General features: G+C 46.6%; 17 protein-coding genes. 3 read left to right on the top strand and 14 right to left on the bottom strand.

From position 1 onward, the window contains the following. Nucleotides 1-19: 19 nt before the first annotated feature. From aroB to NAF29_RS01470, 7 genes are all read right to left on the bottom strand, one after another. Nucleotides 20-1090, bottom strand: coding sequence for a 3-dehydroquinate synthase (gene aroB, locus NAF29_RS01500; RefSeq protein WP_251259715.1), 1071 nt, complete (start codon nt 1088-1090; stop codon nt 20-22). A gap of 17 nt (nt 1091-1107) precedes the next feature. Continuing rightward, entirely contained in the window at nt 1108-1626 is a 519-nt protein-coding gene (gene aroK, locus NAF29_RS01495; RefSeq protein ID WP_251259714.1) for a shikimate kinase AroK, read from the bottom strand. Between the two features lie 191 nt (nt 1627-1817). Next, nucleotides 1818-3821, bottom strand: a complete 2004-nt coding sequence (locus NAF29_RS01490; protein ID WP_251259713.1) for a type IV pilus secretin PilQ — start codon at nt 3819-3821, stop codon at nt 1818-1820. Between the two features lie 34 nt (nt 3822-3855). Further along, nucleotides 3856-4374 carry a pilus assembly protein PilP gene (locus NAF29_RS01485; protein WP_251259712.1) on the bottom strand — a complete coding sequence of 173 codons (519 nt, stop codon included), beginning with the start codon at nt 4372-4374 and terminating at the stop codon, nt 3856-3858. Further along, nucleotides 4371-4982, bottom strand: coding sequence for a type IV pilus inner membrane component PilO (locus tag NAF29_RS01480; RefSeq protein ID WP_251259711.1), 612 nt, complete (start codon nt 4980-4982; stop codon nt 4371-4373). Before NAF29_RS01480 ends, NAF29_RS01485 begins: the two co-directional genes overlap by 4 nt. Continuing rightward, nucleotides 4972-5559 (bottom strand): PilN domain-containing protein, encoded by a 588-nt coding sequence (locus NAF29_RS01475; protein WP_251259710.1) that lies wholly within the window; start codon nt 5557-5559, stop codon nt 4972-4974. Before NAF29_RS01475 ends, NAF29_RS01480 begins: the two co-directional genes overlap by 11 nt. After that, nucleotides 5556-6629, bottom strand: a complete 1074-nt coding sequence (locus NAF29_RS01470) for a pilus assembly protein PilM (RefSeq protein ID WP_251259709.1) — start codon at nt 6627-6629, stop codon at nt 5556-5558. Before NAF29_RS01470 ends, NAF29_RS01475 begins: the two co-directional genes overlap by 4 nt. A 190-nt stretch (nt 6630-6819) precedes the next feature. Here NAF29_RS01470 and NAF29_RS01465 point away from each other — a divergent pair, with 190 nt between their 5' ends. Both NAF29_RS01465 and NAF29_RS01460 read left to right on the top strand, forming a co-directional pair. After that, nucleotides 6820-9411, top strand: coding sequence for a penicillin-binding protein 1A (locus NAF29_RS01465; RefSeq protein ID WP_251259708.1), 2592 nt, complete (start codon nt 6820-6822; stop codon nt 9409-9411). Between the two features lie 43 nt (nt 9412-9454). Further along, on the top strand, nt 9455-10633 hold the full coding sequence (locus NAF29_RS01460; RefSeq protein ID WP_285817532.1) for a cyclic di-GMP phosphodiesterase: 1179 nt from the start codon (nt 9455-9457) through the stop codon (nt 10631-10633). A 4-nt stretch (nt 10634-10637) separates the two neighbouring features. Here NAF29_RS01460 and NAF29_RS01455 read toward each other — a convergent pair whose 3' ends face one another. Together NAF29_RS01455 and oxyR are read right to left on the bottom strand one after the other, a co-directional pair. Beyond that, complete coding sequence (locus tag NAF29_RS01455; RefSeq protein ID WP_251259706.1) at nt 10638-10931, bottom strand: PilZ domain-containing protein; 294 nt, start codon at nt 10929-10931, stop codon at nt 10638-10640. Between the two features lie 68 nt (nt 10932-10999). Then, nucleotides 11000-11905 carry a DNA-binding transcriptional regulator OxyR gene (gene oxyR / locus NAF29_RS01450; RefSeq protein ID WP_251259705.1) on the bottom strand — a complete coding sequence of 302 codons (906 nt, stop codon included), beginning with the start codon at nt 11903-11905 and terminating at the stop codon, nt 11000-11002. 196 nt (nt 11906-12101) lie between these two features. Between oxyR and NAF29_RS01445 the strand changes: the two genes are divergently transcribed. Next, the gene (locus tag NAF29_RS01445; protein ID WP_251259704.1) at nt 12102-13295 is read left to right on the top strand and encodes an amino acid aminotransferase; all 1194 of its coding nucleotides are present in this window, start codon (nt 12102-12104) and stop codon (nt 13293-13295) included. 66 nt (nt 13296-13361) lie between these two features. On the opposite strand, the gene NAF29_RS01440 is transcribed toward NAF29_RS01445, so the two are convergent. The 5 genes from NAF29_RS01440 to NAF29_RS01420 all read right to left on the bottom strand — a co-directional run bounded on the left by NAF29_RS01440 (nt 13362) and on the right by NAF29_RS01420 (nt 19010). Next, nucleotides 13362-14447 (bottom strand): AI-2E family transporter, encoded by a 1086-nt coding sequence (locus NAF29_RS01440; RefSeq protein ID WP_349665543.1) that lies wholly within the window; start codon nt 14445-14447, stop codon nt 13362-13364. 57 nt (nt 14448-14504) lie between these two features. Beyond that, nucleotides 14505-14837 carry a hypothetical protein gene (locus tag NAF29_RS01435; RefSeq protein WP_251259703.1) on the bottom strand — a complete coding sequence of 111 codons (333 nt, stop codon included), beginning with the start codon at nt 14835-14837 and terminating at the stop codon, nt 14505-14507. A gap of 95 nt (nt 14838-14932) precedes the next feature. After that, nucleotides 14933-16852, bottom strand: coding sequence for an argininosuccinate lyase (gene argH / locus NAF29_RS01430; protein ID WP_251259702.1), 1920 nt, complete (start codon nt 16850-16852; stop codon nt 14933-14935). A gap of 2 nt (nt 16853-16854) precedes the next feature. After that, complete coding sequence (locus NAF29_RS01425; RefSeq protein WP_251259701.1) at nt 16855-18069, bottom strand: argininosuccinate synthase; 1215 nt, start codon at nt 18067-18069, stop codon at nt 16855-16857. 29 nt (nt 18070-18098) lie between these two features. Continuing rightward, complete coding sequence (locus NAF29_RS01420; RefSeq protein WP_251259700.1) at nt 18099-19010, bottom strand: ornithine carbamoyltransferase; 912 nt, start codon at nt 19008-19010, stop codon at nt 18099-18101. Nucleotides 19011-19023: the final 13 nt, after the last annotated feature.

Genomic DNA, 19023 nt, shown 5'->3' with positions numbered 1-19023 from the left:
TTTTAAGTCCTACAGTTGACTAAGAATCAATCACCCGAGAAAGAACAGACTCAGAAACTGACTGGTAAATGCCCGCGCGTCCGATACCCTCAGGTAGTATTAAACGCAAGTTACCATGTTGAACTTTTTTGTCACGCATCATGTGCTTCATGAAGGCATCAAAGTCCATATCTTCAGGTTTAGTCGTAGGTAGCGAAGCCGCTTCGATTAAATCAACCATGCGTTGATAATCTTGCTCGCTAATCATCGCTTCTAACAACGATGTTTTGGCAGCCATCACCATGCCAGCCCCTACGGCTTCTCCATGGAGCCAGTTGCCATAACCTTGCTCTGCCTCAATGGCATGACCAAAAGTATGCCCCAGATTCAATAGCGCACGCTTACCGTGCTCTTTTTCGTCTGCGGCGACAACGTCGGCTTTGATTTGACAACACGTCTTTACGGCTTCAGCCATGAGCTGAAGATCGAGCGTCATCAATGGCTCAATATGCGCCTCAAGCCAAACGAAAAATGCTTCATCTTCAATGATTCCGTACTTGATGACTTCAGCCATACCTGCGGCCAGCTCTCGCTGAGGTAAAGTGTTCAAACACAAAGTGTCGATCACCACCGCCTGCGGCTGATAAAAAGCACCAATCATATTTTTGCCCATAGGGTGATTCACTGCGGTTTTACCACCCACAGATGAATCAACCTGAGCAAGCAAGGTCGTTGGAATCTGAATAAAGTCCACGCCACGTTGATAACACGCAGCAGCAAAGCCGGTCATATCACCGACTACACCACCACCGAGAGCAATCAAGGTCGTGTCGCGTCCATGACGCTTTTCAAGCAACACAGAAAAAATACTGTTGAGATGCTCAAGCGTCTTGAACTGCTCTCCGTCAGGCAAAATCACGTCATCGACTTGATAGTCAGACAACGTGGTTTTTAGCGACTCTAGGTAGAGCGGAGCAATGGTCTCGTTGGTCACAATTAAAATTCGCTGACCTCGAATGTGAGGTGCGAAATATTTAATATCGCCCAGCAGACCTTCTCCAATCGAAATTGGATAGCTTCTGTCGGCTAAGTCAACTGTGACTTGCTCCATAAGTCGCTCCCTGCGCTTTAGAGGTTAAGTTGTCTAATAATCTGGCTTGCTACGACTTTCGCACTTTGGTCGTCAGTCTTCACGACCACGTCTGCGATTTCGGAGTAAAGCTCATTGCGTTCATCAGCCAATTGTTCAAGAACATCACGTGGATCATCAGCGTTTGCTAACAATGGACGACGCTTATCGCGTTGCGTACGGGCAAATTGTTTATCAATGGAAGTTTCCAAATAAACAACAATGCCACGCGCAGACAAACGATTACGGTTTTCGCGGCTCTTAATTGAGCCTCCGCCAGTCGCCAGAACAATGCCTTGCATATCAGTCAAATCATTGATGACCTGTTCTTCACGTGTTCGAAAGCCGTCTTCGCCTTCTATATCAAAAACCCACGAGATATCCGCACCTGTGCGGCGCTCGATTTCTTGATCAGAATCGAAAAACTCAAGATGTAACTCTTGAGCCAATTGACGACCAATTGTACTTTTGCCAGCTCCCATAGGGCCAACAAGAAAAATGTTACGTTTTTCAGCCATTGCGTTTTTACGGGTAATACCAGGAAGCAACAGAAAGCTTCTTCCGCTAACGTCTTTAAGAAATTAGAGACTCGAATATGCAATATTAGTCCCGTTTTGGGGGCTAATATTTTCAATCAAATTTGCGCTAGTTGTAGCTAGCAGCAAATCCGACCGATGTTTATATGTTTTTTTTGCCCGAAAGTAAAGAATCAGAGACCATCAGTTATGATTCTTGGTGTCACAAAGATAAGCAATTCACGCTTTTCGTTCGAATCTTTAGTGTTTCTAAACATCCAACCGATTGCTGGCAAGTCCCCTAGAATAGGGACTTTGCTGACAGAATGGGTGATCGATTGTTGGTAAATTCCACCTAAAACTACCGTCTCACCATTATCCACAAGAACTTGAGTACCAATTTCTTGTTTATCGATAGCAACCGCTCGACCGCCTGCTGAGGTGGGTACTTCTTCACCTTGGCTATCTTGCGTAATCACCAAATCTAAAATGATGCGATTGTCTGGCGTAATATGAGGCGTCACGCGTAGACTCAACACCGCTTTTTTAAACTCGATGTTGGTTGCACCACTGGATGTTGATTCCTCATAAGGGATTTCAACCCCCTGTTCAATGTATGCCGGTTTTTGGTTCGCAGTGGTAATCCGAGGACTTGCAACCACCTCGCCTTTGTTCTCGATTTCCAAGGCCGACAATTCGAGGTCGATAATTGTGCCATCGGCCAATTTAGCCACCTGAAAAGCAATCGACCCTGCGGCATTGGCCACGGGTAGATCAACATTCAATCGGTCACCCACAGACGGAACTTGCCCCTGATTGGCAGATTCTGCACCTTCGAGACTGCCCGATGTCGAACCATCATTAAAGGTATTGGTAACGCCCCAGCGAATACCCAGTTCTTCAGACACGTTATCTCGCACATTCACCACACGCGACTCAATCAATACTTGCTTTACCGGTCTGTCGAGCACAGCAACCAGTCTACGCACCTCTTCAAGCTGCACTGCAGTATCTCGCACCAATATCGTGTTGGTGCGCTCATCTACGGTGACAGAGCCACGCTCAGACAACATGTTCGCTTCTTCATTTTTAAGCAAAGAGGCAATGGTGTCAGCTTTGGCATAATTAATTTGCACGTATTCAGCAAACAGCGGCGCAAGTTTTTCAACTTCTTGCTGCGCTCGTAACTCTTGCGCTTCTCGAATGGCCAGCTCTTCAGCGGGGGCAACCAATAAGATATTGCCTTCCATTCGTTTACCCAACCCTCTGATTTTTAGGATCATATCTAACGCTTGATCCCACGGAACACCGTCTAACCGAAGCGTAATATTGCCATTGACCGAATCCGTCGTCACCAAGTTAAAACCGTTATAGTCAGCAATGATTTGCAGCACTGTACGTACAGGAATATCTTGGAAGTTAAGCGAGATTGCTTTGCCTGTGTATTGTTGCTCTAGTGCTATTTGTTGGCCAGATTTAGGCACTACTTTTAACGAAAATAAATTATCAATCTGTTCATGAGTGAAGCTAAACGAATCATTCATTGCAAGGTTCATCATGACACGACGTTTGTCGCGCGTAACATCAACCGATTGCACCAAAGTGCCAAAATCGCTCACGTCCAGTAAGGCAATCATGGCATCACCAATGGCGACGTCAAAAAATGACAGCGTAATGCGATTACCATCTTGTCCCACATCAGCCGCCATGGCGCTATTATCCATGAAGACCAATAGCTCGCCCCCTTCATCTCCTGCGCGACGAAAATCGATTGAGCTAATACGATTTAAATAGGCTCCGCTGTCTTTCTTGGTATTGGATTCGGCTGCACCCAAGGTAAGAATATAGCTATTCCCTTGAAGCGAACCTTGATAAGGACGGAGGCGATCGACCAACGTATGCACAGCAAGTCCTTCATTGGTTTGGAACAAATTAACGCGTTGCACGCCTGAGCTAGACACAGGAATGCTACTTAACGCCATGGCCGAGTTCGCTTCAGGAAACTTGAGAATCACTTGCTCTGGTAAGTTCGCCACTGTTGTCGATGGCGGCAAGAAGGGTTGGTCAAAAACCAACTCTAAGGCAAATTGTTGATCGTCTAAGCTGTTATAGCGCACGTCTATCAACTGCGGATTAGCCATTGCAATAAGCGGCAACCAGCACAATTGAACCAGCAAAGTGCGCCATCTCCATTTCATCAACACGTGCTACTACTCCCTTCCCAAATGAGGTTTAACCTGTTTTTAATTCAAGGTTACTGATACGTTCAGACCAACACCCATCACCCTCCGGCACCAATTCCACTAAGGTAATTTGGCGGGGCGAAATATGAGTGATTCGGCCATGAAATAAGCCAAGGTAATCGCCTACGTTGACGCGATACAACTTTCCAACTTGAGCTTCAATGAGCGCATATAATTCGTTTTCTTGCCCGAGTGTACCGCGCATCGTCAAGTCATCAATTGCATACGACTCAAGAGGATGTCTTGCGCGTTTAGCTTGTGGTGTGAGGCAATCTTTGCGCTCAGCTACCTGCACCTCAATCAACTGTGCATCAGGTTCAGCAAATGGACTTCTAACGGCCTTCGCTACGTAAGGCACGTGACTAAAAGCGGGAATTTCAGGCAGTGGTTCAGGCCGAGGGCGTCGAGAGTCTTGAACTTGCTGAACAAATGACTTCACCTCTGCTAAGTCATCACCGCAGCCAAATAACATGCATACACTTAGCACGACGACCAAAAGTCTTATCACTTTTCAGACTCCTTGTAGCGGTAAGTGCGCGCCTGAACATGCATCGACAGCATGTCCTCTTCATCTTCAACTGCCTTGAGTTGAAAGTCATGTAAACTAATAATTCGAGATAGACCCGCCACATCGCTCACGAACTGGCCAAGCTGATGATATTGCCCTACCACTTCGAGTTCCATGGGTAACTCAATATAGATTTCTTGCTCGCGTTCGGGTTGCCATTCAAGCTTATCAAACCGCAAACCATTGGCAGTTCCAATGAATGTCATGTCATCTAGCAAAGCGGCCGTTTCGTGCCGCGTGGGCAACTGCTTAAGCATTGACTGGAATTGTTGTTCAATGGCCTTAAGTTGTTCGCGATACACTTCTACATTGACCGCAATACCAAACTTCACTTCATAGGCTTGGCGAAGCTCTACTTCTGTATTGCGCTCGGCTTCAAGTTCGGTCAGCTGATCGCTAATCACAAAGTAATACACAAGAAAAGCAGCAAACGCCGCGACCATGCTCGCAAAGGCCGCTTTGACGAGTCTTGGCCAAGACCCCATGTTGTCGAGGTCTAAGTCAACTTGCTTGAGCTGCTCTAATTCTGCTTTCCAATCAATTTGCATTTGCCATTCCTTGCACACTCTCAGAGCTTTCCAATGGCGCTTCAACGATTTGTACCGTCATCACAAACCGGCTTAATAATTTGGGACGAATATCATCCATGGTGATGGTTTGAATACTCGGTTCATCGAGCCAATCCACCCCATCAATATTTCGAACTAACGCTGCTAAGCGGTTGTTCGATTCGCTGACCCCTTCAATTTTAAGCTCTCGGTCGGATTTCTCGATATGAGTTAAATACACGCCTGGTGGCACAATTTCTGCCATCACATTGTAAAGTTGAGTCACTAAATTACGGCTTTGCTGAAGCTCTTGTACCAACTGCAGGCGCTGCTCCAAGTCTTGCTTTTGACGCTTTAGGTCGTTTAATTGTTGGATTTTCTGGTCGAGGATAGCGCTTTCTTGGCGCAGGTATGTATTACGGTCTTGCTGAGTTTGAATCTTACTGCCGTAAAACGATGACACCGCTAACATCAATAACACCGCAGCCACCGAGGCTACTAGTAAAATAGAAAGGTATTCTTGGCGTTGCTTTTGCCGAAACTCTTCACGCCAAGGCAGTAGGTTAATTGAGGTCATAACGCACTCTCACTTCGCAACGCCAAACCACATGCTAATGCATACTGCTGAGCCGCGTCTTTGAGTTTATCAGCGTCTACCTCTGATCCAAACTGCATGTCGACAAATGGGTTCGCTAAAATTGCGTGAACTGAAAGTTCTTCCCGAAGAATTTCTATCGTGCCAGGCAGCGCTGCGCAGCCGCCAGATAACAACAGGTAATCAATTTGATTAAAGCCACTAGAAGTGGAAAAAATTTGCAAGTTTCTACGTACCTGTTGCACCAACTGCGTTTGAAAGGGAGCTAACACTTCAAAATCATAATTGGCGGGCAATGTATTGTTTAACTTAGCCTGCTCAACGGTTTCGCCATCCATGCCGTAGTAACTCGTCACGGCTTGGTTAAATTGCTCACCACCAAAAGGTTGTTCGCGGTTGTAGATCGTTTCGCCATTGCGCACAATTGTAACCAGCATCATGTTCGCGCCAATATCAACCATTGCAACGATTTTGTCTTCTAACGCTTCGGGTAATTGGTTTTGCATGAGCGATAGCGAACGTGTTAACGCAAACGCTTCAATATCCATCACCTTGGGTGTGTAGCCTGCGGTTTCTAAGGCCGCGATTCTCGACTCCACGTGCTCACTTCTGCAAGCACTGAGTAAAATATCAGTCCGTGTTGGATCTGTGGCATTGGGGCCCATGACTTCAAAATCGAGACTGACCTCTTCTAAGGGAAATGGAATCAGGTGATCGGCTTCAATTTGGATTTGTGCTTCGAGATCTGCATCGCTGCCACCGGCATCGACGAAGATGATTTTGGTGATCACTGACGAACCAGCAACTGCGGCGGCCACCAAGTTATTCTTTTTGCCAAATTTCAGCAACAAGGGTTTGAGCGCGTTACCCACGGCTTCAAAATCATGAATTTCGTGTTCAATAACCGCACCGACAGGAATAGGCACTGTTGCCACAGCATCAACAACGAGCGTTTGACCGTCACGGTGAAGTATGACTGCCTTGGCTGAATGAGAGCCGATATCAAGCCCTATCAGCGGGGGAGTCATCCGTTTCCACAATCGATCGAGCATAAGTGCTACTACTTCCAATGTTACCAATACGTTATTGGTCGATTATAATGTGATACTACCGCTAAAAAACAAGGACTTTTGCGGCAAGTTCTAATCTGCCTCGCTATTTTGTGTAATTTATCGCTTAAGTTCATTATACTCAGCGTCTCATTCAGCATGGCTTTTGCCTTACCGTAAGCGATTCAAAACTGTGAAATTTGTTCGTTGGCTTATCACTATTTCTTTAACCCTTGGCGTACTCGGCACTATGTTTGTTGCTGGCGTTGCGGTGTTTTTCAGTCGAGATCTTCCTGATGTAACGACCCTCAAGGACGTTCAACTTCAAACGCCAATGCTCGTCTACAGCCGCGACGGTAAGCTGATGTCGCAATTTGGTGAGAAGCGTCGAATCCCCTTAGCAATTGAGCAAGTGCCTCAACAAATGGTTGATGCCTTCCTTGCCGTCGAAGACGCTCGATTTTATGAACACCCAGGCATCGACGTGATTGGCGTTGCGCGTGCATTTGTATCGCTCGTCACCACCGGAGAGCGCAGACAGGGTGCAAGTACGATTACCATGCAGGTGGCACGTAACTTTTACCTTACCCGAGATAAAACTTTCCGCCGCAAGATACGCGAAATTTTACTTGCTTGGCGTATCGAGCAGTTACTTACTAAAGATCAAATTCTAGAGTTATACGTCAACAAAATCCCCTTGGGATACCGCGCTCATGGTGTGGGGGCAGCTGCCGAAGTCTATTTCGGGAAAACAGTGGATGAACTCACCTTGCCTGAAATAGCCGTGATCGCTGGCTTACCTAAAGCGCCGTCAGTACTGAATCCTATTCACTCTATCGAACGCGCAACTGAGCGTCGCAATGTTGTTTTGTCACGGATGCTTGCTGTCAATGCAATCACTCAAGCGCAATTTGATGAAGCCTCCGTTGCTCCGTTGCAAGGCAAGTATCATGGCCCTGCGGTTGAAATGAACGCGCCTTACGTGGCCGAAATGGTGCGCCAATTCATGGTTGAAAAATACGGAGAAGAGGCCGCTTATACACAAGGATATAGGGTTCACACCACGGTCGATTCCACACTTCAGCAAGCCGCTATTCACGCAGTTGTGCAAAATTTGTTGGATTACGATCAACGCCACGGCTATCGAGGAGCCATTGCCAACCCTTGGTTGATGGGTGAAGAAGACAATGTCACTTTACAAATGCCGTCGCCACCTTGGGATACGGCTCAAACCAAAAAATATCTCAAAAAATTTAAGTCATACCAATCTCTGAGCCCTGCAATGGTTCAGGAAGTCGGCGAACAGAGCGCCACCATCGCATTGAAAACCGGGCAACTTTCGTCCATCAATTGGGATGGCATGAAATGGGCACGCGCTTTTATTAGTGACGACAAGCAAGGCCCAGCCCCTAAAACTGCTGGTGAAATACTTCAACCCGGTGATGTGGTAATGGTTCAGCCTGCTCCCGAATCAGGTGAATACTTGTTGTCCCAGCTTCCAGAAGCCTCGGCAGCACTGATCGCAATGGATCCTAAAGACGGTGCAATTCAGGCGTTAGTCGGTGGTTTTAGTTTTAATCTAAGCCAGTTTAACCGTGCGTTCCAAGCCAAACGCCAAATGGGTTCGAATATTAAGCCATTCATTTATTCCTCCGCATTTGCTCAAAATTACACGCTGGCCAGTCTCATTGCTGACGCTCCTATCAGTCATTGGGACGCTTCTGCGGGTGTCACCTGGCGCCCTAAAAATTCTCCCAACACCTATGATGGTGACACGCGTTTACGTTTGGGCTTAGCCCAATCGAAAAATGTCATGTCTGTGCGGTTGCTTCGCAGTGTGGGTATTGAGAAGGTCCGCCAGCATTTGGCGAAATTTGGATTTCCATTGAGTGATATTCCTCCCAATGAATCACTGGCATTGGGTTCTGCAAGCTTTACTCCAATGGAAGTAGTAAACGCCTTTTCGATGATTGCCAACGGTGGTTACCAAGTAAAAAATCATCTGATCGAAGAAGTGGAAGATCAGCACGGTAATCGAATCTTCCATCACCAACCTCTTGTGGCTTGCCCTGAGTGCGAAAAAATCGATGAAGAACGAGTTTCTGCTCAAGAAGAGTTGGATGCACTCGTTGATGAGCCCGCCGACTTGTTCGCGCTTTGCCCTGCATACCCTGTGGATGAAGCCAATCGAGCACCTCATGTCATTCCAACACCGAACACATTTTTGGTGACTCAGGCCATGAACAGCGCGATCTGGGGTGGTGGTAACTGGTCCGCAGGTACAGGCTGGAATGGCACCGGCTGGCGTGCTGCTCGTGCTTTGAAGCGCCATGATATAGCAGGAAAAACAGGCACAACAAATGACGCCAAAGACGCTTGGTTTAGTGGTTTCCAGCCCTCAATTGTTGCGACTTCATGGATTGGGTTTGATGACCATAAGCGCAAGTTGGGCTCAACAAAGTACAACAACAACCTAAATAAAGAACAGATCATCGGTACCGAGTTCGGAGCCAAAACAGCTTTGCCTGCTTGGATCAAATTTATGGAAGTTGCATTGAAGGATATTCCTGTTCAGCCCTTTACAGCGCCAGACAATATTGTCAGTGTACGCATAGATCGTTCGAGTGGAAAATTATCTCAACAGATCGGCAACAACTCTCGATTTGAGTTTTTTGTCGCAGGCACAGAGCCAACCCAATATTCTGAACCCCCTCGCACAACAGTCGATCCATTTACTGATGCAAACGCAGATACGCCAGTAACCGATGATGATGAGCTGTTTTAACCGGCAACTTTTATGTAAGCGAGCAGAACCACACTAATTGCGTATGATAAAAACAATATCCATTTCAGAATTAGAAGTTGGCATGTACATTACCGAAATTGTGGAATGTACAGACAATTTCAAGCTGAAAAAACCAGGATGGGCAAGTTCGGAATCGAGCATACAACAGCTCACCGAGCGCGGCGTTCTTCGGTTGAATATTGATACAGAAAGAACCATCACCTCAAAGCCAGAAGCACCGCAGTTGCGTGCGTATCAGCAGCAAACGCGCTACGACCAGATCAACCCCGTATCAGTGGCTCAAGAAATAGACAAAGCCAAGGTACTTTATTCACAGGCAAAACAGCTTCAAAAGCGCTCATTCGACGATTTGGAGCAAGGTCATAACCTTGATGTGTCTGCATTTAAGGAACTCAGTGAAGGCTTAATTGACTCGGTTTTTCGCAATCCACAAGCGTTAACCATGATGACCCGTATTCGTCAGAAAGATGAATACTTGTTAGAGCACAGTTTAAATGTAGGGATCTTACTAGGTGTATTTGGACGTTTTCTACGCCTAGATGAAAGCACAATTAGCGATTTGGTATTGGGCGGGTTATTGCACGACATTGGCAAAATACGCATCCCCGAAGCAATACTCAACAAACCTGCACGGCTAACCTCTGAAGAATTTCAAGTCATCAAGCAGCATGTACTGCACGGCCAATCAATTATTACTGAAAGTGATGTGAAGCTACCAGATATCACAGTGCAAGTGATGATACAGCATCATGAACAACTCAATGGTGCAGGCTATCCTCACCATTTAACCAGCGCTGACATCAGCCCTTACGGAAGAATGGCAAGTATTGTTGATATTTTTGATGCACTGACCGGAGAGCGGGTTTATAAAAAGGCAATGCTTCCAACCGCGGCACTGAGCATTATCAGAAGCATGACGCCAGAAAAGCTCGACAGCGATCTGGTGGACTCATTTATTCGATGTGTGCACGTTTATCCAATGGGGACGTTGGTGCAATTGAAAAGTGGCCGTCTAGGCATTGTTTCAGAACTCAACGAAAAGATGCCAACCAAACCTATCGTGAAACTAATCTACAGCGCAAAGCACAACCGCCACATAAAAGTGGAGTTTCTGAATCTCGCACACGCCACTGCCAATGACTCAATTATTAGTGCGGAGAAAGCCGAGACCTTTGGCCTCGACCTCTCCAATTATATTTAGCGCGCTAAATGTAGTTGGTGATCACTAACCCAATTTCATACATATCTGTGTCATTCGCTTCAACTCGCTGCACAGTCGCGCTTGCTTCTAATGGTCGCACGCCTTCACTGGTCGACGCAATAAACAGCTCCACGGATTCACCCACCGAGAGTCTTTCGGTGACTTCGGCCAGCAAGCCTGTTGCACTTAAATTAATACAGCGTCCCACTAAAAGGCCGCTGCCATTCAAACGTTTTATTGTTACTTCGGCATCAACTGCCATGCGGATAAAGTTGCGCTTTTCACCCTGAGTAATCATAGCGTTTCCTCGCTTTCAGTACCCTACTTGTATCGCCTGACTTCGCTCACATTGCAAGTAAGGAGCAATCAAGCTGTCGGCATGGTCACACTTTGCTTAATGACATTAGCAATTGCCTGAAGTGTTCTTATCCGGCTCGTACCTCTGCGATACACCAAAGCAATCTCGCGAGCCGGCTGAGGATCACTGAACGGCCTATAAGACAACATGTCACTGGCTTGCGTGTTTTGTTCTATCGCTAAATATGGCATCAAGGTGACACCTCGTCCAGTTGCAACCATATGGCGCAAGGTTTCAAGACTCGTTGCGCGGAAGGTTCCGTCTTCTTTCGCCCCTGCACTAAAGCAATAACCCATGGCCTGATCACGAAGGCAGTGACCATCCTCAAGCATTAGCACCATTTGTCCATCAAGTTCGTCTAATTCAACGCAATCGCGAGACATCAACTCATGACCTGAAGCCGAGGCTAGGTACAAAGGCTCATCATACAAAGAGATATGACCAAGGCCCTCCATTTCAGGCAGCCAGGCTAAAATAAGCGCATCAATTTGTCCTTCTTTAAGTTGATTGAGTAGCACATTAGTTTGCTGCTCTTCGAGCTGCCATTTGATATTGGGGCATTCACTAAATAGCGCAGGCATCATTTTTGGTAGTAAGTACGGAGCAACGGTTGGGATCAGCCCCACACGCAAATCTCCCGACATCGGATCCCGAAATGACTGCGCCGTATCTTTAAGGGACTTTACTTCATCGAGCACTCGCCGAGCGCGATTAACAATCGATTCGCCTGCACTGGTAAACATGACATTACGGGTATCTCTCTCAATGAGGGTTATATTTAATTCATCTTCCAATTTACGAATCTGGCCACTCAATGTGGGCTGACTCACAAAGCAGCGCTCAGCCGCTTTTCGAAAGTGGCGCTCGTCATACAACGCACTTAAATATTCTAAATCTCTTAAATTCATACTCATCAACCATACCGATTATTATCAGTACTTTTTTAACATATTAACTATTAAAAATCTTGTCATCGTGCAGATTAAGAAAAAGCTGAATATATATGCAGTTTCTGCTTTCGAGAAGCCGCCTCTTAATGGTATAAATCGGTTGTTTTATTAACGCCCTGATGTCACCCCTTCCCTTACTCAAAAGGAGTAATAAACCGCTATGTTTGAATCGGTCCCCCTTGCCCCCGCAGACCCAATTTTAGGTCTTACAGATGCATTTTCTGCAGACGCGCGCAGCACCAAAATTAATTTAGGTGTTGGCGTTTATAAAGATGAAGCAGGAACAACACCTATTCTTGCATCGGTAAAACGTGCCGAGGCTCTGTTGCTCGAAAGCGAAAAAACAAAGTCTTACCTTGGTATTCAAGGTTTGCCAGAATATGGCGCGCACGTACAAAAGTTATTATTCGGTGCAGATAGTGCAATTATTGCCAACAACCGTGCACGTACAGCGCAAGCGCCGGGTGGAACAGGCGCTCTTCGTATTGCAGCCGACTTTGCAGTGTCTCATCTGAATCGCACTAAGATTTGGGTCAGCAACCCAACGTGGGCGAACCACGGCGCTGTATTCAAAGCGGCAGGCTTAGAAGTGGCCCAGTACACTTATTACAATGCTGAAACCAAAGATTTAGACTTTGATGCAATGGTTGAATCACTCAAGTCCGCTGAAGCAGGCGACTTGGTGTTATTCCACGGCTGCTGCCACAACCCAACGGGCATTGACCCAACAAGCGAACAGTGGAAGATTTTGGCTGACATGTCTGCCACTCAAGGTTGGTTGCCGTTGTTCGACTTTGCATACCAAGGCTTTGCTGTAGGCATTGAAGAAGATGCCCAAGGCCTTCGCACCTTCTTGCAAAATCACGACGAATTACTGATTGCATCTTCGTTCTCTAAAAACTTTGGTTTGTATAATGAACGTACGGGTGCATTTACCTTGGTTGCAAAATCAAGTGACGTAGCCGATAGCGCATTCAGTCAAGTTAAAGTCGGCATTCGCAGCATGTATTCAAACCCGCCAGCTCACGGTGCTAAAGTGGTCAGCACTATTTTGGGCAACGATGACCTGTACACCCAATGGGTTGCTGAAGTGGCAGAAATGCGAGTTCGCATCCACAAGATGCGTGGCCTGTTCGTCGCCACATTGGCAGACAAAGGTGTCGAAGGTGACTTTAGCTTCATTGAACGCCAAAACGGTATGTTTTCGTTCTCAGGTTTAACGCCTGATCAAGTGACTAAATTGCGTGAAGACTACGCAGTTTATATTGTAGGTTCTGGTCGTATTAGTGTCGCCGGCATGACATTAGCCAATATGGATGCTCTCTGTACTGGAATTGCAGGCGTGTTGAAGTAACATAGGCTGTATCAGAACTAAAAAAGGCGGCTATAGCCGCCTTTTTTGTTTCCCCTTTGATCGCCGCTATGTGTTGTCCTGACGGTCTAAAAAGTGCTTACACTCTGTTTCATAGAGGTGAAATAGCACCAAGGTGATGGCGAAAATAAGCGGCCCGTACAACAACCCCATCAAGCCGAAGACATGCAGCCCGCCCAGTAACGAGAAGAAAATCACAACGGTATTCATTGAGCCTGCGCCTTGCATGAACATAGGACGCACAAAGTTGTCGATGCTTCCTACTACAACAACGCCCCAAACAATGAGAAAGATGCCCCAGCCGGTATCACCGTCGATGAGTAAGAATATAGCGGCAGGCAACCATATAAGCGCAGTGCCCACCACAGGGATCAACGAAGCGAATGCCATCATCGTCCCCCAGAACAGGCCGGGAAAGCCTGCCAGCCACATAGCAAATCCCCCAATTGCGCCCTGCGTTAAAGCCGTCAGCACTGTGCCTAACAGTGCAGATTTAGAAACCGCTTGAATCTCATCAATCAAAGCATCTTCTTGAGATCGAGAGAGCGGTAAAGCATGCCGAACAAAGTCCACCAATTTGTCGTGATCACGAAGCACAAAAAACAGCACGAACAACATCAATAACATCTGAACCACAAAGTGAGTAATGCTGCCCAACACGCCGGTAGATACGCCAACAAAGCCTTTTCCAGCGTTGGTTGCAACAGACATAATTTGCGTGCGGATATTGTCATTCTCAAGTAAATCATCCGGCAGGATCACGGCCAATTTAGCTTTGATAATACTCACCCAAGGATGACTCAGAACTGTTTCAATCCCCCCGCTATCAACCCAACTTTTCAGATCAATGGTGTATGAAATGCCTTGTTGAATGATCGCAGCAACCACGCCAAAGGCTGGGAGTAATATGACAAATGTAACGATGATGCAGCTCAGAACCGCAGCCAGGTTAGGGCTATCGCCAAGTTTACGGGTTAACCAAACGTTCATCGGAACCATCATTAAGCCAAAAAGAATAGCTAATATAATGGGCTCTAAATAAGGAGTCACCAGCACGTAACAGGCATAAACTGCCAGCAATAACATGCCGACAAGCCACCACACGCGGGGTTTATTAAAAGGAGATTCTTTCACTCAAGCGTCCTTGCATTATTTACCTTAAACAGACTCTTATGAGCCTAGCATGCGAATTTAGTCAATGACATTAAAGTGCGCGACATCTTTAAGCGCATCGGCCAGCAGCGGCTCAATTTTTTCGGCGTAATGTGGTACCAACATCATGTCCACAATGACAGACCAAGGTAGAACAAAAAGGCCAAACCAAGTGACAAAATTCAGCGCTGATAGGGTTGTTAATACCGAGCATAGCATGAGCATCACCAGACCAGAGACGAACCAATGACCTGCGATGTAGGGATCTTTCCAGTACACGATGCGAGAGGCCGCCAAGCGAATCACACGCCGACGGATTGTGGGATCAACACCGCTCAATACAGGGAATGGCTGGTTTATGATCTTACGCATTCGATACACCGATTAGGTTGGGGTATGAAGATGGTATGAAATTTTGAAGGAAGAGTCAGCAGGCTAATAACTTTAGCCTGCTAGGAAGGTCATATTTACAGGAAGTATTCCATAGCGACTTCATCGCAGGCATGCTTCTTCGGACAAATATCGCAGTCCTTCATGACTTTTTCAGGTAGTTGGTCTTTGCTGGTGTATCCAAACCCAAGCTTCTCAAAAAAGTCTGGTACACGTGTCAGAACAATCAAGCGCTTCAGCTCAAGCTCTTTGGCGCGTTGCAACATAAATTGCACCAATGCTTTTCCCTGGCCTTGGCCATGCTTGTCGTGATTCACGCCTAAACTACGGATTTCGGCAAGGCCGGTTCCATAGATATACAGCGAAGCACAACCCACCACGTCATTGTCAATTTCTGCGACCGCAAAATCTAAGATACTGCGAAGCAAATCATCGCGGCTACGCGGTAAAGTTTCGCCCTCACGGGCCCAGTGAGTCACGATGGCATCAATGTCATCCATGTCTGACAAACGAGCCGAACGTACACTTAAAACTTCCGCTTTTTGAGCATTCAAACGCTGTTGCACTTGGCCTAACGCGTACCCCACTTGCCCCACCGAAGTACCACCTAGGGCCTGGCCTTGTTGAATCTCATATTCTGACTTGCCATTTAAGGCTGATTCAACACTCGCTCTGGAGGTGCCACCTAGAACTTCACGTTTGGCCAAACACGCTTCGATTGTAAGGTGTTCAAACACATCTTGTTCAATCAACGGGCTATATTTTTGTAAATCAGCAAGTTCAAACTCTTCAAGGGCACGCTTTTGCGCAATCGCATTGACCACTACTTCACCCACCACATGATGAGCTTCACGGAACGGTAACCCTTTGGCAACCAAGTAATCAGCAAGCTCTGTCGCATTTGAGTAACCTTGCTTGGCAGCTTCTAACGTTGCGTCTTGGTTTACCTTCAGATCTTTTAGGCAAAGTGCCGCCATGTCTAAACATGCCAACCACGTATCAACAGCGTCGAATAAGCCTTCTTTATCTTCTTGCATATCTTTGTTGTAAGCCATTGGCAGTGCCTTGATGGTAACCATCAAGCCTGTCAATGAGGCCACAACACGCCCTGTTTTACCGCGAATGAGTTCAAGTGCGTCTGGGTTCTTTTTCTGAGGCATCAGAGAAGAACCAGAAGTCACAGCATCATCCAATTCGATAAAGCCAGCTTCTCCGGAGTTGTAGAAGATCAAATCTTCAGCCATGCGGCTTAAGTGCAACATCGAAGTACTTGCAGCAAAAATCATTTCTAACACGTGGTCGCGATCAGACACCGCATCGAGACTGTTGAGCGTCGCCGCTCGAAATCCCAGTGATGTGGCTAATTCGTTACGGTCGATTGGATACGCTGTTCCCGCCAATGCCCCTGAACCTAACGGACACGTATCAAGGCGATGCATCGCATCTTTGATACGTCCAATATCACGATCAAACATCTCGACATAGGCCAAACACCAATGACCAAATGTCAGAGGCTGAGCGCGCTGTAAATGCGTGTAGCCCGGCAAAACGGTACTTTGCTCGCGGCCTGCCAGTGTCACTAATGCTTCTTGCAACTTAACCAGCGCTGCGTAGATTTCTTCGCCTTGCTCTTTACACCACAATTTCAGGTCAGTGGCGACTTGGTCGTTACGGCTCCGGCCAGTGTGCAATTTTTTACCTAAATCACCCACTTTTCCAATCAGTTTACCTTCCACCCAAGAGTGAATATCTTCCGCATCCGATTGTAGAATTTGGTCTGGATCTTGTTGTACTTCAACCAGCAATTCTTCCAATGCTGCTTGAAGTTGTTGCTGTTCTACTTGTGTCAGAACACCGGTACGATGCAGCGCCATCGACCACGCGACGGACCCTACAATATCTTGTTCTGCCAAACGGTAATCAAACGGCAAAGAATCATTGAAAGCTTTAAACCTTGCATCGCTCGCTTGCGAAAAACGTCCCCCCCACAAAGCCATGATTACTTCTCCTGCGCTTTAAGCGCTTGAATACGGCTTGATAAGGTGTAAAGACGAATAAAGCCTTCAGCGTGTTTTTGGTCGTAGACGTCATCAGCACCAAAGGTTGCAAACTCTTCTGAATAAAGGCTGTTTGGCGAACGCTTTTGAGTCGCAGTGACAGAACCTTTGTAAAGTTTCAGAACAACATCACCGTTCATCTCAGCAGTAAAGCCTTCAGCCGCGCCCAACAAAGAGTCTTTCAGCGGCGTGAACCAGCGTCCGTCGTATACCAGGTGTGCAAATTGCTCACCTACGGTGTGCAACCACTCACGAGAACGCTTGTCGAGTACCAATTCACGAATGGCTTCTAGAGCAGCAACAATGACTGTTCCGCCCGGTGTTTCATAACAGCCGCGTGACTTCATACCCACTAAACGGTTTTCAACGATGTCGATACGACCCACACCATGCTCACCCGCAATTTCATTGAGCTTAATAATCATTTGATATGGGCTGAGAGCTTGACCATTGAGCTCAGTCACTTCGCCGTTTTTGACGGTTAAAGTCACTAGCTCAGCTTCATTTGGCGCGTCTTCTGGAGACTTAGTCCAAGTCCAGACTTGATCAGAAGGTTGGTTCCAAGTTTCTTCCAACTCGCCGCCTTCTGTTGAAATGTGCCATGCATTTGCATCACGACTATAAATTTTGGTTAAGCTCGCGCTACAAGGAATGTCGCGCTCAGCCAAGTAGGCTAATAAATCTTCGCGAGATTCCATTTCCCACTCACGCCACGGTGCAATCACAGTTAAGTCAGGTGCAAGTGCAGCAAAACAACCTTCAAAACGAATTTGGTCGTTTCCTTTACCGGTGCAGCCGTGACATACCGCATCAGCGCCTACTTTACGGGCTACTTCAACGTGTGCTTTTGCAATCACAGGACGTGCCATAGAAGTACCTAACAAGTAAGTGCCTTCGTAAATTGCGCCAGTTTTGAGTGTTGGGTAGATGTAATCAGCAGCAAACTCTTCTTTTAAGTCAACCACATGACATTCAGTCGCACCTGATGCGAGGGCTTTTTCCTCAACACCTTTAAGCTCTTCTTCGCCTTGCCCTACATCTGCACAGAAAGCCACAACTTCACAGCCTGGATAGGTTTCTTTCAACCATGGAACAATCGCTGATGTGTCCAATCCACCGGAGTAAGCAAGTACTACTTTTTTAATTTGTTTTGTCATTTTAATCGGGCTCCACTACAAACTGTTTTTTACTTCAACAAAGCTAACAACACGGCATTTTGAGCATGCATGCGGTTTTCAGCTTGTTGTAAAATAATTGATTGATCACCATCCAATACATCTGCGGTCACTTCTTCTTCGCGATGCGCCGGTTGGCAATGCATAAAATATTGCGCGCCACTATCTGTCATCATTTGGCGATTCACTTGATAAGGCATGAATTTTTCTGCAATACGTTCAAATGGGGTTTCATCGCCCATTGAAATCCATGTATCAGCATAGATCGCATCTACACCTTTTAGCGCAGAAACGTCATTACTGATGGTGAGTGTTGCGCCAGATTTTTCACATAGCTTCTGACTATCAACGACCACTTGGCCATCAACACCGTGACCTGGCGGTGTCACAATCACCATGTTTACGCCGAGAATAGCAGCTGTGAGCATCAACGAGTGAGTCACATTATTGCCATCACCAACGTAAGCTAAAGTGCGGCCTTGCACGTCACCAAACTGCTCGGTCAAAGCTTGAAAATCAGCCAATGCTTGGCATGGATGATACAAGTCTGACAGTGCATTCACCACAGGTACAGAGCCGTATTCCGCAAGTTCAATCAGAGATTGTTGGCTAAATACGCGGGCTACAATACCGTCGACCCAGCATGATAGATTTTGTGCAAAGTCTTTAACGCTTTCACGTTTACCGAAAGCACCATTTTGCTGATCGAGATAAACAGCATGACCACCCATTTTTTGAATACCCACATCAAAGCTAACTCGGGTACGCAGCGATGGTTTTTCAAAAATCATCGCGATGCTTTTACCAGCCAATGCTTGCTGGTATTTCTGAGGGTTTTTCTTCAAATCAATCGCTTGAGCGATTAGCGCTTTGAGGGTGGATTTCTCCAAATCTTTCACGCTCAACAAGTGTTCAAAATTCATAAGCTGTCTCGAA

The organism is Echinimonas agarilytica (assembly GCF_023703465.1).
GTDB classification, from domain to species: domain Bacteria; phylum Pseudomonadota; class Gammaproteobacteria; order Enterobacterales; family Neiellaceae; genus Echinimonas; species Echinimonas agarilytica.
Note: the sequence above shows the minus strand (reverse complement) of the source record. Positions and strands in the feature narration are given on the sequence as shown.

Bases quoted from the DNA above. Each gene is read 5' to 3' on its own strand.
- NAF29_RS01425 (WP_251259701.1), bottom strand. From the start codon at position 18,069: ATGACAAAACAAATTAAAAAAGTAGTACTTGCTTACTCCGGTGGATTG.
- NAF29_RS01460 (WP_285817532.1), top strand. From the start codon at position 9,455: ATGATAAAAACAATATCCATTTCAGAATTAGAAGTTGGCATGTACATT.
- NAF29_RS01470 (WP_251259709.1), bottom strand. From the start codon at position 6,629: ATGCTCGATCGATTGTGGAAACGGATGACTCCCCCGCTGATAGGGCTT.
- NAF29_RS01445 (WP_251259704.1), top strand. From the start codon at position 12,102: ATGTTTGAATCGGTCCCCCTTGCCCCCGCAGACCCAATTTTAGGTCTT.
- NAF29_RS01490 (WP_251259713.1), bottom strand. From the start codon at position 3,821: ATGAAATGGAGATGGCGCACTTTGCTGGTTCAATTGTGCTGGTTGCCG.
- aroK (WP_251259714.1), bottom strand. From the start codon at position 1,626: ATGGCTGAAAAACGTAACATTTTTCTTGTTGGCCCTATGGGAGCTGGC.
- aroB (WP_251259715.1), bottom strand. From the start codon at position 1,090: ATGGAGCAAGTCACAGTTGACTTAGCCGACAGAAGCTATCCAATTTCG.
- NAF29_RS01480 (WP_251259711.1), bottom strand. From the start codon at position 4,982: ATGCAAATTGATTGGAAAGCAGAATTAGAGCAGCTCAAGCAAGTTGAC.
- NAF29_RS01475 (WP_251259710.1), bottom strand. From the start codon at position 5,559: ATGACCTCAATTAACCTACTGCCTTGGCGTGAAGAGTTTCGGCAAAAG.
- oxyR (WP_251259705.1), bottom strand. From the start codon at position 11,905: ATGAGTATGAATTTAAGAGATTTAGAATATTTAAGTGCGTTGTATGAC.
- NAF29_RS01420 (WP_251259700.1), bottom strand. From the start codon at position 19,010: ATGAATTTTGAACACTTGTTGAGCGTGAAAGATTTGGAGAAATCCACC.
- argH (WP_251259702.1), bottom strand. From the start codon at position 16,852: ATGGCTTTGTGGGGGGGACGTTTTTCGCAAGCGAGCGATGCAAGGTTT.
- NAF29_RS01435 (WP_251259703.1), bottom strand. From the start codon at position 14,837: ATGCGTAAGATCATAAACCAGCCATTCCCTGTATTGAGCGGTGTTGAT.
- NAF29_RS01455 (WP_251259706.1), bottom strand. From the start codon at position 10,931: ATGATTACTCAGGGTGAAAAGCGCAACTTTATCCGCATGGCAGTTGAT.